Source organism: Nesterenkonia halobia (assembly GCF_039536005.1).
GTDB lineage: Bacteria > Actinomycetota > Actinomycetes > Actinomycetales > Micrococcaceae > Nesterenkonia > Nesterenkonia halobia.
Genome location: NZ_BAAAYG010000002.1, coordinates 308566 through 322635, shown reverse-complemented (window position 1 = coordinate 322635; position 14070 = coordinate 308566). Strand labels below are relative to the sequence as shown.

The following is a 14070-nucleotide window of genomic DNA, read 5'->3' as shown; positions in this document are numbered from 1 at the left end:
CGGTCCGGTCGAGTCGGAGACCTGGCTAGTCTAATCAGTGGCATGCCCTATGACTCTCGATATTTCGGAAGTTCAGGCACCCCGCTAATTCGAATCCGAGATGTCCTCGGAGGAAGTATCGAGACTAGGTATGATGGACCATCGCTTACGGCCCATCGTGTCAGGTTCGGCGATGTCCTCATTGGAATGGATGGAGATTTCAATGTCGGCAGATGGACCCATGAGGAGGAGGGACTCCTCAACCAGCGCGTACTCGCCCTCCATGGTTCACGCGACGCTACTGCGTGGCTCGCTTATTACCTCCCCGTCCCTCTGTCCATAGTCAACGATCTGACATATTCAACGACCGTAAAACACCTATCCTCGGCCCAAGCTGCTGCGATCCGTGTGCCAGTCCCTCCCGAAAGTCAACGACGAAGCGTCCTGGATTACCTCGACCACGAGACTGCCGAGATCGACGCCTTCATTACGGACCTCCAAGAACTGCGCAACAGATTGAACGAGGAGAACGCAGCACGCATCCACGCAGGCGTGACGGGACGCCTTGGTCGCTCGGGGGAATTGTTCGGCGAATGCACAGAGTGGACTGGCCCTCTACCTCAGGGGTGGCAGACTCCACGTCTGAGCTGGGTGTTTAGACACATCGGAAGCGGCACGACCCCACAAGCCGACGATGAGGAAGCATTCGACGGCGATATCCCGTGGGTCGTGACTGGGGAGCTTAGGGAAACTCACATCACACATACCCATCGACGGATCAGTCCCACAGCCCTGCGGCGATATTCGGCACTTGAAGTATTCCCCCGGCAAACGTTGCTCATTGCAATGTATGGAGCAACTGTTGGAAGACTCGGCTGGCTGGAAACTCCGGCGGCCGTAAATCAAGCTGTGTGCGCCATGAGCGGCTATGAGTATGGAGACTTCAAGTACATGTTCTACGTGCTCTCCGCTGCACGTCCTCACCTATTGAGTCGGGCAGTGGGCGGTGGCCAACCGAACATCAATCAAGAGCTGATTCGTTCTCTGCGCGTACCCTTGCCACCACGGGGCACCCAAGACCAGATCGTTAACGAGCTCGAACGATCGCTCAGTGACGTAAGAGAGATGTCTGCACTAGCTGAGCGGGCTATCGATTTCGCTCGTGAGCGGCGGTCCGCGCTGATCTCCGCTGTAGTCACCGGCCAGGTCGACGTCGGGCAAAAGCATCGGCCGGTCGCTGAACAGCTCGAGGATGAGGTGCAGCAGCTGTCATGAGCCAGATCCACCACGAGGACAGCTTTCAGCGAGAGATCACCGAGTCTCTTGCCCAGCACGGCTGGCTCCACTCCCCAGGCTCCGAGGGCTATGACGTCGAGCGTGCGCTGTGGCCCGAGGACCTGCTGGGCTGGCTCGAGGACACCGACCCGGACAACTACGCACGCATCATCCCTCCCGAGGGCGACCCGGCGGCTCGTGAGCGTGGCCAGCGGCGCATCCTGGACCGCGTCGCGAAGATGCTCGCGCTCAGTGAAGACCAGGGCGGCGGCACGCTGAAGACTCTCCGTGGCGGCGTCGACGTCCCTGGGGCTCGGCGCTTCAGCCTCATGCAGGCTCCGATCTCCACCGACCTCAACCCGGACGCCTCTCGCCGGTACGGGCAGAACCGTCTCCGTGTGGTCCGGGAGGTGCGGTACTCGTCGAAGAAGCAGGACCGTATCGATCTGGTGCTGTTCCTCAATGGGATCCCGGTGGCGACGATCGAGACGAAGAGTTCCTTCACCCAGCCGCTGGAGGAGGCGAAGAAGCAGTACCGCCAAGACCGCCGGCCCAAGGGCGAGCCGTTGCTGACTCCCTTCCGGGGGGCGCTGGTCCACTTCGCCGTCACCGAGGAGAACGTGGCGATGACTACCGCCCTCGCCGGGGACGACACAGTCTTCCTACCCTTCAATATCGGCTACAACCGCGGGTCTGGCAACCCGCCGATCGAGGGCAAGCACCGCACGTCCTACCTGTGGGAAGAAGTGCTGGACCGCGACGCGTGGCTGGCCATCATCGCGAAGTTCATCTACGTCAATCACGAGACCCGCACCGATCCAGTCACCGGGGAGATCCACGAGAAGCGGCAGCTGCGCTTCCCCCGGTACCACCAGTGGCGGGCCGTCACACGACTCACCCAGGCGGCCCGAGACGAGGGTCCAGGCCACAAGTATCTGATCCAGCATTCGGCCGGCTCGGGCAAGACTGATTCCATCGCCTGGACCGCGCACCGGCTGGCCGATCTGCAGCGCGCAGACGGGGAGAAGGTCTTCGACGCGGTCATCGTGATCTCTGACCGGCAGGTCCTGGACCGGCAGCTCCAGGACGCCGTCGAGCAGCTGACCCACGTCACCGGCAAGTTCCAGCCGATCACCAGCGGCTCCGAGGGATCCAAGACCTCTCAGTTCCTCGAAGCGCTGGCCGGCGAAGTGCCCATCATCGGGCTGACCCTGCAGACCTTCCCCTATGCATTGGCGAAGATGCGCGAGGAAGGCGGGGCACTTGCCGGCCGGAGGTTCGCCGTCGTCGCCGATGAAGCCCACTCGTCCCAGACCGGTGCTGCCTCTGATGCGCTGAAGGAGCTGCTCTACCGCAACGAGGAGCGCCAAGCGCAGCAGGACGGGGCGGACGTCGACGATGATCAGGATGCGCTGAACCTGATGGCGGCTCGGACCGACAAGGACCAGCGGATCAGCTTCTTCGCATTCACCGCCACACCGAAGTCCAAGACGATGGAGCTCTTCGGCCGCCGCGACGAACAAGGCACGTTGCAGCCCTTCGATCTGTATTCGATGAAGCAGGCCATCGAAGAGGGATTCATCCTCGATGTGCTGAAGAACTACACCTCCTACGACGTCGCCGCCCGCATCGCGCGCCAGGGTGAGGACGAGGGTGAGGAGATCGATGTTCGCCGGGCAGCCCGGGCGGTGATCGGGCAGGTCGAGCTGCACCCGACCAACGTCAGATCCAAAGTCCACGAGATCATCCGACATTTCGAGCGCACTGTTCGCCCCGAGCTCGGCGGCCGGGCCAAGGCCATGGTAGTCACCGCCTCCCGGAAGGCCGCTGTCGCCTACCACCGGGCATTCCAGCAAGCTGTGGCCGACCAAGACCTGGATCTCAAGGCGCTGGTGGCCTTCTCCGGTGAGGTCGACGATCCGGACGTCCCCGAGGTCGAGGGGGTGGAGCACCCGACTGTCACGGAGACCTCTGAGAACTCGGACCTGCGGGGCCGGGATCTCGCCGTGGTCTTCCGCCAGCCCGACCAGCATGTGCTGATCGTCGCCAACAAGTATCAGACTGGATTCGACGAGCCGCTCCTGGTGGGGATGTACGTCGACAAGAAACTCTCCGGCATCTCGGCAGTGCAGACTCTGTCCCGGTTGAACCGACAGGCCAAGGGCAAGGACAACACCTACGTCCTCGACTTCGTCAACGACCCGGAGCAGATCCAGGCCGCCTTCCAGGAGTACTACGAGGACGCCCACGTGGTCACCGAGTCTGACCCGGACCTGGTGGCGGATCTGAAGCAGAAGCTCGAGCACGAACAGATCTTCACCCGGTCGGAGGTCGATCACTTCTGGTCGGTCTGGCGCCGCTCCCTCGACCCCAAGCACGCCCACGGGGCCCTCTCCTCAGCCCTGGATCCGGCCGTCGACCGGTTCAGCTATCAGTGGCGTGACGCGGTCGTCAGCGAGGATTCGGAACGACTGGACGAACTGCAGGAGTTCCGCAACACGCTGGGCCAGTACACAAAGGTCTACGCGTTCCTCAGCCAGATCCTGGACTTCGGCGACGAGCACTACGAGAAGCTCTCCGCGTACGCCGAGATGCTGGCTCGCAAGCTGTCGAACTTCTCCCGCGACGACACACAGCCGGACTACGTGGATGTGGATGACATCGTCATGACCCACTACAAACTGGAGAAGCTCCGCGAGGAGGACCTGCGGCTGGAACAGGGAGAAGCCGAGGGCCTGCGCGGCCTGACCGAGGCCGGCATCTCGCGCAGCACCGACCCCAAGCGTGACGATTGGGAAGCCGTCGTCGAACTGGTCAACCGCTACTTCGGGGACTTGGAAGTCGACGACCGGTACAAGGTCGAACTGGCGAACTCGCTGAAGCACGAGATCTCCAAGAGCGAGGAGCTCCGCGGGCAGGCCAGGAACAACCCCAGAACCGACTTCGTACGCTCCCCCACACTTCGCGCCGCGGTCGAAGACGCGCTGTGGGCCCATGAACATGGGAACCAGGAGGTCCTCAAGGAGGCGAGGAACATGAAGCCGGCTGACCTGGTCCAGATGTTGCTGGGGATCGGCTTGTACGAGGAACTGCAGGAATCGAGTTAACACTCCTGGCCGATACGGCCAGACAAGATTCTAGCGCCAAAGGAGTCTACTACCTCACAGATGAATAATAATCTTCCCAATTTTTACGCGATCACCATCTACAAGAAAATAGATACGATTGGCATTGGGGCGCAGCTTAGTATGCCACTCACACACGACCTCATCCTCACCGAACCGGAATTTTCTTTGCCTCATAGACCTTGAATTTGCCCTTACCTTCGGACTCTCGGGCGATGCTTCAACACCATGAGCCCCAAGATAAGCCTTCCTTTCATGAGCCCCCGTGACACTCCGCCAAATTTCTGGCGCGGAGTCATTCAGAATGCCAAGATGCTTAACGAGATTCTTCAGGTTATCCCGTGGATCGCCCACGAGCGAATCGACATTTGTCCAAGCCTCGTCAGAGAACTCCAACCTTGGGAAAAGATATGATGAATCCTCTTCCAGGCCGGAGAAACTATGAGGCGCCCGCTCCAAGTACGCTTCTCGTCGAAGCGCAGCGACACTGTCCTTATCTTCAGACGTACCCACACGGGTGGAGATTTTCCAAATATCTAAATCACGACACGCGTCACATTCATGGTCGGATGGATTCCAACATTCCGGGACAGTACGTAGCGCAACGCGAGGCCCCGCTTTCAGGCGAGACAGGTCATGCAGCAAGCGAGAAGCATTGCCAGCGTCCCCCCAATGAGGCAAATACTCAGTTTGAAGCAACTCTCGGCAGGGCTCAACCGCACGGTCACACTTGGTGGCCGGTCGCACAGCCAGCGAGCCCACGATGCTCCAGAAATCGCCATCAGGTATAACCGATGGGACTGGACCAGCCATCAATTGCTCAAGATATGAATATGTTGAAATGCCAATCCTGGATGCATAATCTTGTGACGCCTCGGCAAGTCTAAGCCAGAACTTTTGGGATTCAAACATTTCTGAGTTAGGGACCACGAATTCAGGATCCATCAACATTTCAGGCTGTTCTATATCACCCATTACTTCCAACTTTCTCAACGTTGGCTCTCATAATGGCTATTGCATCTTCCTTGGACGACGATATAAACCCTTCAGGCCAATCACTCAGGTCTCCGTACCGAGAAACCTCAAGCTTTCGGGATTGTGAGCCATCAGGCCCTGGCTCCACGAAGAGAATGTCAATCTTGTTAGGTGCCACACTCCCTTCCGCTACGCGGCGACGAAGCCTCGTAACGAACGCCTCACTGTGAGTCTCTACAATGGCGCAGATGTCGGGCCTGGCACTGATAACAAAGTCGGCCAGGCGAGCTTGAACGTCTGGGTGAAGATGCAACTCAGGTTGCTCAATGATGAAAATGCATCCACGCGGAGCTGCCAATAGCCCTACAAGCAACGGAAGAGCTTGGCTGACTCCCACCCCTACTGATGTCAGGTCACGCACTCCCCCAGATATCTCAAGCTTTAGACCAACTCCAAGCTTTCCGTGAGACTGGGCGTCAAAATTGCTTCCGATCTGGATATACTTGGCCCAATCATTGACAGCTTCGATTAGAGGACTCTCTCGCTGTTCTTGGTCGGTGCCGATGTACTCCACTTGCTTCCCACGCGCCTGAGAGAGCACCGCAGCGCTATATTCACCCCTAGTCCCTACGGGGAGCCCCGGGGCCACCTGATTCCAAAGGTTCCAGACAACTCGGGGCTCGTCCCGGAGAGGTCCCAGGTACTGGACCCGCCCCGCAAGCTTCGTCAACCCCTCATGAAGGCCGCGCAGAGACTCGTAAGACTCCGCGATGCGGTCTGTCAGGTCGCTCTCGAGCAGGCCATCACCTCCGCTTCGCCGAGGAGTGACCGGAACAAAAATGTTGGGATCCTTGCTTCGCTCCTCTGCAGCGAACTCAATTAGTTCGTTCCGGTCATCCTCCGGGAGATCCTCCCAAATCTGAAAGAACCGGAATATGTTCACATGGATTCGCCCCAGTGCCGGCTTCAAGGCAATAGCAGTTTCAGTGGCGGGGGCTTTGTCCAAGACGCCGAGAAGACGACCGAACTCTCGCAGGGCGGCCTGAATGTTCAAGCGCCCTTCACCAACTGGTAGACGAGTATTCCTTCTCCGGCCGAGTGATTTTAAGACACTCTTCATGAGGTTTTTATATGATTTTTTTACGTCACCTTTAGGCTTAGATTGAAATACTGCAATGGGTCGAACGCCCTCGGTAACAACATACGTTCTAAGTGGCCTTTTCTGGGTTCCAAGGAGGGATTTGACATGGAGCACATTGGCTTCCGAATTCTCGGACAATTCAGCCGCCCGTTCAACGTCCTCACGCCGGGCGTTAGTATGGGACAGTCGAAGCTGACTCTCAATAGTGTCGCTAGAGTCGTCATATCGGATCGACAGATCTCCAGGGACCAGCGTTTTGGAGTCCCGTGAAGCGACTAGATTATACACTGCAGTCGCGCTCTGTGAAGACTCTTTATCATCTCCGCCGACCGAAATGTCCAATGCGAACGTCGGAACCCCCTCGGGGGCTGAAGCTCTGGCGAGATCATCGGCATCACCTAGCCGGACGAGCGGTCCGTTAAGAACTGTCGACCCCGAACTGTGTAGACTCTGCGCCAACAGCAGCAAGGATTGGTTGATTGACGATTTTCCGCTACTGTTTACGCCGGTTAGTACGGAAATCTTCCCCGGTCCTACATTGATCTCTGCAGAATCGATAGCTTTAAAATTTCGAACTCCCCAATACACCTCAAGCCACCCCTTTAGAGCTCAGAAAATTCTATAATATAGTACATCAATTCAACCATGAAGCACGACAGATTTAGTTTGCTTTGACGTCTGTGGTTGCCCGCCGATCTGGCGAAGAGCGTACTGGCCCTCGAATCAACCATGCCACCCGGCGAGGCTTGGGATCGAACCTCGCCAAAGACGGCCCTCTACTTTCCGGTGCTTGCAAACAGTCCTACTGTTTGTCGAGGGCCAGTCTAGACCATTCCGGTGACACGGATCACGCCTACAGCAGAATGTGTCAGAGACTTTGGTAATATTTGCCAATGAACTCGGCCATCAAGGCCCGACGCTCTTGGAGGAACTCCGTGTAGGTCTCCGCCGTCGTCGTGCGCAGTGATTGCGGGACGGCGTTCTCGGCGAAGGACGCCTCCAGTTCGTCGGTGCTGGAGATCTCTCCGAGGACCGGCTGGCCGCTGGCGATCTGCTCATCCACGCGGGCCAGGTACTCCGCCGGAGCCGCGTCCTTGATCCCGATGTTCACAGGAGTCTCCGTCAGCGCGTAGTTCGCGATCTGGTTGTACCGCGACTGATCGCGCACCCCGGTGGTGACCAAGTAGTTCTTGGGAACCAGGTGGTGGATGTCGCCGCCGTCGTCCATCATCTGCCCGACGGTGATGTGCTTGGAGAGGAAGCCCTTGGCGTTGCGATGGATCTGCGCGGCCAGGAAGACCGCGAGATAAGGGCTGCGCGAGCTGGGCGTGGCCATGCGCGACGGCAGCTCGACCTCCCAGAAACCGTCGGTGAGCTGTCCGCGTTCGACCTCAGCCAGGTATTCCTCGGCACCGAGCTCATCGATCCGGCGAATGTCCTGCTCGAACTGGCTCTCGAATGACCCTGAGTGACGGCTGGTCAGCATGGACATGACGAACCAACGCCGCACCACACTCTTGATCCGCCCGTCGGAGAGCTGCCTCTCCGCCCGCAGCCGGAGAAACAGCGCATAGGCGAAGTTCAACGCGTTATTGGACCCGATGAGCTTCTCGCGCGTGAAGCCGGCAGATTTGATCGTCATGATGAACTGCCGGAAGTTGTACTCATTGACGATCTCTCCGAGCGCCTTCTCGAGGTCTTCGAACGACTGGACGGCCAGATCTTCGCTGAAGCTCCGCGTCTCGAAGTCTCGGCCGGAGAGCAGACTCACCAGCGGAGCGATCTTTCCTCGCCCGAAGCCGCGCAGACCGGCGACGCGGATGATGTCGGTGTAGTCGACGGTGTAGAGGTCCGGAGCGTCGTTCTTAACCCAAGCGATCTTGTTCATGAGCCCCGCGTCGACGAAGCGACGATCATGGGCAACGATGTCGTCATAGACCTGCGGGTGGCGCACCAGGTGGCAGAAGTAGTCGATCAGCTTGCGCAGGTTCGACCCGTACTCTCCGTGGCTGGCGATCTTGCTCATCGCGAAGTCCGCGCTGGAGAGCGGCACACCCTTGGAATTGATCCGGATGAAGATCTCGGTGACGGTGTTGATGTCCAACTCAGCGGCCAGCGTGATGATGCCGACCTGGGCCTGCTGGATGCCGGCGAGACGCTCGAAGGCCTCCTCCACACCGTCGGTGTCGGCGTCGGCGTTCTGATCCATGTAGGCCTTGATCGCCTTGTACGTCGATCCGGCATTCATGAACTCTGAGACGTCCGAGAGCCAGGCCGGGTCGCGTCGCAGGACTGGGGTCAGCGTCGCGAATTCCTCGGTCTGCGGATTGAACGCGATCTTGATCCGCTTCTTCGAGTAGTCCTTGTCGACGACTTCCTCACCGACCAGGGCGGCGGTCATCGCGGTGATGCGTTGCTGACCGTCGATCAGGATCTGACGGAAGCCGGACGTCGTGCCGTCCTTCAGCCCGACATCCTGACTCTGCCAGGTGATGAGGTATCCCACCGGATAGCCGTTGTAGAGCGAATCCAGAAGATCGCGGACCTTCTGCGAGTTCCAGACGAACGGACGCTGCATCTCCGGGATGGCGATCTGGCCGCTCTTGACCCATGAGAGCAACGTCTGAACCTGGTCCTGCCGGACGGAGTACTTCGACACTGTGGCGTCCCCTGCCTGCCGCGATGAGTGAGTGATTCGATTCCCGAGCCTAACGAATACGGCTGCGAGACTCTGGTGCTCTCCCCTTCATCTCCCGGTCACCTCCCCGTCGCCCCGCTCCCCTAGTCTCCGCCAGGATCATCCGCCTGCCCGGGCCGCGCGTCGTCGTGCCGTGCTCCCCAGGCGGTCACCGCACCCTGACCCGAGACTGTGAGGAGCCCCGTGGGACATCCCCTGCGCAGCACCGCGGCCGTACTCGCCGCCGTCGTCATGACCGGCACCAGCGTGGCCGCCGCCTCCGCCCAGACCGATGCCGAGCCGACGCAGCCCGCTGACGCGGCGTCGTCGCTGGTGTTCAACGAGATCGAGTCCAACGGCGACACCACCGACTGGGCCGAGCTGTACAACACCGGCGAGGAGCCGATCGACCTGTCCGGATTCCACTTCCGCGACGACGATGACGACCACGACTACGTGCTGCCCGAGGGTTCGGTGGTCGAGCCGGGCGGGTTCTTCGTCATCGACCAGCCGCTGGACGGCGAGGCCGGCTTCGACTTCGGCCTCGGCGACCCCGACGCCGCCCGGCTCTTCGCCGCGGACGGCTCCACGCTGCTGGCCTCGACCAGCTGGCAGGAGCACGCCGAGGTCACCTACGCCCGCTGCCCCGACGGCACGGGCGAGCTCCGCCAGACCACCGCCTCCACCAAGGGCGAGTCCAACGACTGCAGCCTGCCGCTGACCATCAATGAGGTCTCCGCCGGCGAGGAGAGCTTCGTGGAGATCCTCAACATCGGCAGCTGGGAGGCTGACCTCGACGGCACACAGCTGATCAGCGCCGCGGCCAACGAGACGGCCGACTCCCAGGATCTCTCCGGCACGCTGGCCGCCGGCGAGCGCACGGCCGTCGAGGACCTGGAGCTCGCCTCCGCCGAGGCGGTCGAGCTGCGCCAGGACGGGTCGACGGTGCTGGACGCCGCGGACTGGTCCGCAGCCGGCTCCGCCGTCGCCGAGACCAGCTCGGGCCGCTGCCCCGACGGCGACGGTCCCTTCGAGCAGACGCTCAAAGCCACCGCCGGAGCGATCAACTCCTGCGCCGGCATCGCCCCGGTGCAGGACTGGCCGGGCGGCGCCGACGTCGCCGTCGCCGATGACTCCGAGCTCGTCGACGAGGACCTCAGCGGCCTGTTCCACCAGGCCGGCGAGGCCGGCTCCTCCGGCACGCTGTGGGCGGTGGAGAACGACGCCGGCACGCTCTTCCAGCTGACCGAGGACGAGGACGGGGCCTGGCGACCGGTCGAAGGCTGGGCCGCCGGCCGCACGCTGGGCTACCCCGACCACGAGGGCACGGTCGACGCCGAAGGCGTGACCATGGACGGCGACGGCGCGATCTACGCGGCCAGCGAGCGCGACAACGACGCCGGCACCGTCAGTCGCCCCTCAGTGCTGCGCTACGAGCTCGGCGACGACGACGGCGAGACGCTGACCGCCACCGACGAGTGGAACCTCGCCGAGGACTTCGAGGGCCTGGGCGCGAACCAGGGCCTGGAGGGCGTGACCTGGGTTCCCGACGAGTGGCTGACCGAGGCCGGCTTCGTCGACCAGAGCACCGGTGCCACCTACGATCCGGCGGCCTACCCCGCCCACGGCGACGGGCTGTTCCTCGTCGGCGTGGAGGGCACCGCCGCGGTCTATGCCTACGTGCTGGGCGAGGACGGCTCGGCCGAGCGGGTCGCGACCATCGAGACCTCGTTGGACATGGTCGCCGAGGTGCAGTTCGACGCCGCGCGCGACCAGCTCTGGGTGGTCTGCGACGACGCCTGCGACGGGCGGATGACCACCTTCGCCGTCGACGACTCCGGGACCTTCGCCGAACAGGCCACCTACCGGCGCCCGGCCGGCATGGAGAACCTGGCCAACGAAGGCTTCGCGATCGCCGACGCCGGCCAGTGCACTGACGGGATGGTTCCGACCTTCTACGCCGACGACAGCAACACCGACGACCACTCGCTGCGCACCGGCACCTTCCTGTGCCCGGAGGAGGACGACTCGGACGGGCCGGATGACTCGGACGGCTCCGGGGACTCCGGGAAGCCGGAGTCCCCGGGCCGCTCCGGCGAGGCGCCGGGTCGCTCGGGAGACGCTCCCGGACGCTCCGGTGAGGCACCCGGGCACTCGGGCGAGGCCCCGGGCCGGTCCGGCCAGGCGCCGGGCCACGCGAGCCAGTGAGATCTGGGGATTCGAACCTCATGCCAGACTGATCCGCTCTGACACACATCGGCCCGCCGGCATCCCAGAAGATCCTGGGATGCCGGCGGGCCGATTCCTGTGCTGACGCCTGCTATGGCGGAACCGTCAGCGCAAGATCACTCCACGCTCAGCGTCCAGTTCCCGTCGGCGGAGACCGTGATCAGCGACGGCCCCTCCTGCAGTGCGACGGAGCCGTCGTAGGTGCCGATCTCATTGATCAGCAGGCCCAGCTCGAACGCGCTGCCGGTGTCCTCGGAGACGGAGAAGTTGCCCGACCCGTCGTGGGTGGCCTGCAGCGTGCCGGCGTCGCCGTCGTAGCGGTAGACGCCGTTGCCGGAGCCGGACTCCGGCATCGCCTCGGCCGCGGTGAACGGCTGCAGCTGCAGGCTCCAGTCGCCGTCGGCGGAGATCTCCAGCGAGGTGCCCTCGGACATCGCGGAGATGCCCCAGGCCGAGTCGCCGGAGTAGGAGCCGATGGTGTTGACCAGCAGCTCACCGGTGGACTGGTTGGACTCGTCCAGCACGGCGATCGAGAAGTTGCCCGAGCCGCTGTGCTCGGCAGCGACGATGCCGCCGGTCGCGCCCTCGGGCAGCGAGATCACGCTGTCACCGGAGCCCGACTCCTGGACGGCGTCGAACTCGCCGTACTCCTCGGTGATCCAGGCCGCGGCGCCGTCGTCGGAGCTCTCCTCTTCGGCGACTTCTTCGGCGGTCTCCTCGCTGCTCTCCTCAGCAGGCTCCTCGGAGGCCTCGTCGGATGCCTCGTCGGAGGAGGCGGACTCGTCGGAGCTCTCCTCGGTGCTGGACTGGTCGCTCTCGGCCAGGGCCTCCTCGGCGTCGCCCGAGCCGCCGGCCGTCGCCCCGCTGATGCCGCCGGCCAACACGACGAAGCCGGTCACCGCCCAGGCGACGATGCGCGCGGGGCGGCTGCCCTCCAGCGGCTGGCCCTGCTTGTCGCGGGTCGCACCGGCGAGCACCATGATCAGGTCGATCAGGTACCAGATGCCGACGCCGCCGAACGTGATCAGCTTCAGCAGGCCGGTGCCGACCTTGCCCAGGTAGAACCGGTCGACGCCGAGGAATCCCAGCAGCCAGGACAGCAGCCAGGTGGCGATGAAGGACTTGCGCGGCGCCGTGGGCACGGCGCCCGGGTACTGAGTCATGAGGTCTCCTCACATCGGTGCGAATGACGGCAGGCCCCCTCGTCGCGGCGATGGGTGGCGACGAACCTGCCGACCGCCCGAGCTCTGTCCTCGAGCGGTCCGCATCACGCTACGGAGGGGCACTGACACGGATTCCGACGCAGCTGGTCCACGGTGCCGGGCAGCCGATGTGTCAGCGGCCGGCCGTACGGTGCGGGGCACATCATTCGCACTGTGAGGAGCAACCATGACGGCATCACCGCAGAATCCCGAGGACACGTCCGACGCTCAGCACCCGGGGCCGTCTCCCGGGCCCGAGCCGTCGGGACAGCCGACGGCGTCGACGAGTTCCGCCGCTGAGCATCCTTCCCGGACGGTGCCGCTGGTGCGGCTGGTCCGCACCGTCTGGCTGGCCACTGTCGCCGTGGTGCTCGCCGTCGTCTTCTTCAGCGCGGCGCCGCTGGACGATACCGGGAACGACGCTCTCAGCTGGGACACGCTGGTGGAGGCCGCACAGAGCCGCCACGATCTCAATGAGGAGAACACCTCCGGCGCCCCGCAGCAGGCCGTGGCCAACGGCTGGCACACCGCCGACCTGCTGGAGCTGCAGATCACCCAGGCCACCGGGCTGGCCGAAGACTCCCGCGACCTCGCCCGCGCCCAGACCGACGGTCTGGTCTCCGTGGCCGCGCTGGTGCTGGTCCTAGGCATCGGCGTCGTCGGCGACATGGCCCTGCGTCCCTGGGACACTTCCGCCCGGCGGCCTCGACCTGCCTACAGTGAGGCATGACCACTCCCCAGGATCATTCCCCCGCCCCGGCCGACTCCCCCGTCGAGGTGCCGGTGACCGCGCGCGAGACGCTGCGCGCCGCACCGATCTTCGATCTGGTCGAGGAGACCTTCACCTTCGACGACGACCAGCAGCTCACCCGCGCCTACCTCGCCCACCCCGGCGCCGTCGCCGTGCTGCCGGTGGATGAGCAGGACCGGGTGCTGCTGATCGGCCAGTACCGCCACCCGGTGCGCATGCAGCTCTGGGAGATCCCGGCGGGCCTGCTCGACGTCGACGGCGAGCCGATGCTCGAGTGCGCCCAGCGCGAGCTGGCCGAGGAGGCGGACCTGCAGGCGACGACCTGGCACACGCTGGTCGACTACTTCACCACCCCGGGCGCGTCGAACGAGGGCATCCGGATCTACCTGGCCGAGGGGATCTCCTCGGTACCGGACGCGGACCTTCACACCCGTGAGGACGAGGAGGCGGGGATCGTGCCGACCTGGGTGCCGCTGGCCGAAGCCGTCGCGGCGGTGCTGCGCGGCGAGATCCACAATCCCAGCGCAGTCTCAGCGGTGCTGGCGCTGCACGCGGTGCGCACCGGGGCCGGCACGCTGCGCGACGCGCGGGCGCCGTGGGAGCATCAGCCGCGCGGCATCGCGCCGTGAGGCGCCGACCCGACGCCGGCCGATCCCTCAGAATGTCACGTCCTCGTCGTGGCGTCACGCCCGGATAGGGACGTGACACCACGACGA

Annotated in this window: 9 protein-coding genes; 5 read left to right on the top strand and 4 right to left on the bottom strand. The window is 63.2% G+C overall.

Annotated features, from left to right (window positions below):
* The first annotated feature begins 42 nt into the window (after positions 1–42).
* Together ABD652_RS02200 and ABD652_RS02195 are read left to right on the top strand one after the other, a co-directional pair.
* Entirely contained in the window at positions 43–1254 is a 1212-nt protein-coding gene (locus ABD652_RS02200; protein ID WP_344717690.1) for a restriction endonuclease subunit S, read from the top strand.
* Positions 1251–4361: a type I restriction endonuclease subunit R gene (locus ABD652_RS02195; protein WP_344717688.1), complete on the top strand. Its 3111-nt coding sequence runs from the start codon at positions 1251–1253 to the stop codon at positions 4359–4361. Before ABD652_RS02200 ends, ABD652_RS02195 begins: the two co-directional genes overlap by 4 nt.
* Positions 4362–4415: 54 nt before the next feature.
* Here the strand turns inward: ABD652_RS02195 and ABD652_RS02190 are convergent, their stop codons facing one another.
* The 3 genes from ABD652_RS02190 to ABD652_RS02180 form a co-directional block, all read right to left on the bottom strand.
* Positions 4416–5354, bottom strand: a complete 939-nt coding sequence (locus ABD652_RS02190) for a hypothetical protein (RefSeq protein WP_344717686.1) — start codon at positions 5352–5354, stop codon at positions 4416–4418.
* Positions 5347–6408, bottom strand: coding sequence for an AAA family ATPase (locus tag ABD652_RS02185; protein WP_344717684.1), 1062 nt, complete (start codon positions 6406–6408; stop codon positions 5347–5349). Before ABD652_RS02185 ends, ABD652_RS02190 begins: the two co-directional genes overlap by 8 nt.
* Positions 6409–7363: 955 nt before the next feature.
* Entirely contained in the window at positions 7364–9154 is a 1791-nt protein-coding gene (locus tag ABD652_RS02180; RefSeq protein ID WP_344717682.1) for a GmrSD restriction endonuclease domain-containing protein, read from the bottom strand.
* A gap of 222 nt (positions 9155–9376) precedes the next feature.
* On the opposite strand from ABD652_RS02180, the gene ABD652_RS02175 reads away from it, so the two are divergent.
* Positions 9377–11380 (top strand): lamin tail domain-containing protein, encoded by a 2004-nt coding sequence (locus tag ABD652_RS02175; protein ID WP_344717680.1) that lies wholly within the window; start codon positions 9377–9379, stop codon positions 11378–11380.
* Positions 11381–11517: 137 nt separating this feature from the next.
* Here the strand turns inward: ABD652_RS02175 and ABD652_RS02170 are convergent, their stop codons facing one another.
* Positions 11518–12564 carry a TM2 domain-containing protein gene (locus ABD652_RS02170; RefSeq protein WP_344717678.1) on the bottom strand — a complete coding sequence of 349 codons (1047 nt, stop codon included), beginning with the start codon at positions 12562–12564 and terminating at the stop codon, positions 11518–11520.
* A gap of 226 nt (positions 12565–12790) precedes the next feature.
* Here ABD652_RS02170 and ABD652_RS02165 point away from each other — a divergent pair, with 226 nt between their 5' ends.
* Positions 12791–13333, top strand: a complete 543-nt coding sequence (locus ABD652_RS02165) for a hypothetical protein (protein ID WP_344717676.1) — start codon at positions 12791–12793, stop codon at positions 13331–13333.
* A complete protein-coding gene (locus ABD652_RS02160; RefSeq protein ID WP_344717674.1) occupies positions 13330–13983 on the top strand; it encodes an NUDIX domain-containing protein in 654 nt (217 codons plus the stop codon). Before ABD652_RS02165 ends, ABD652_RS02160 begins: the two co-directional genes overlap by 4 nt.
* Positions 13984–14070 lie beyond the last annotated feature (87 nt).

What these genes read in the sequence shown, in the direction of transcription:
- ABD652_RS02200 (WP_344717690.1), top strand. Translation starts at nt 43, where the DNA reads ATGCCCTATGACTCTCGATATTTCGGAAGTTCAGGCACCCCGCTAATT.
- ABD652_RS02195 (WP_344717688.1), top strand. Translation starts at nt 1,251, where the DNA reads ATGAGCCAGATCCACCACGAGGACAGCTTTCAGCGAGAGATCACCGAG.
- ABD652_RS02190 (WP_344717686.1), bottom strand. Translation starts at nt 5,354, where the DNA reads ATGGGTGATATAGAACAGCCTGAAATGTTGATGGATCCTGAATTCGTG.
- ABD652_RS02170 (WP_344717678.1), bottom strand. Translation starts at nt 12,564, where the DNA reads ATGACTCAGTACCCGGGCGCCGTGCCCACGGCGCCGCGCAAGTCCTTC.
- ABD652_RS02165 (WP_344717676.1), top strand. Translation starts at nt 12,791, where the DNA reads ATGACGGCATCACCGCAGAATCCCGAGGACACGTCCGACGCTCAGCAC.
- ABD652_RS02160 (WP_344717674.1), top strand. Translation starts at nt 13,330, where the DNA reads ATGACCACTCCCCAGGATCATTCCCCCGCCCCGGCCGACTCCCCCGTC.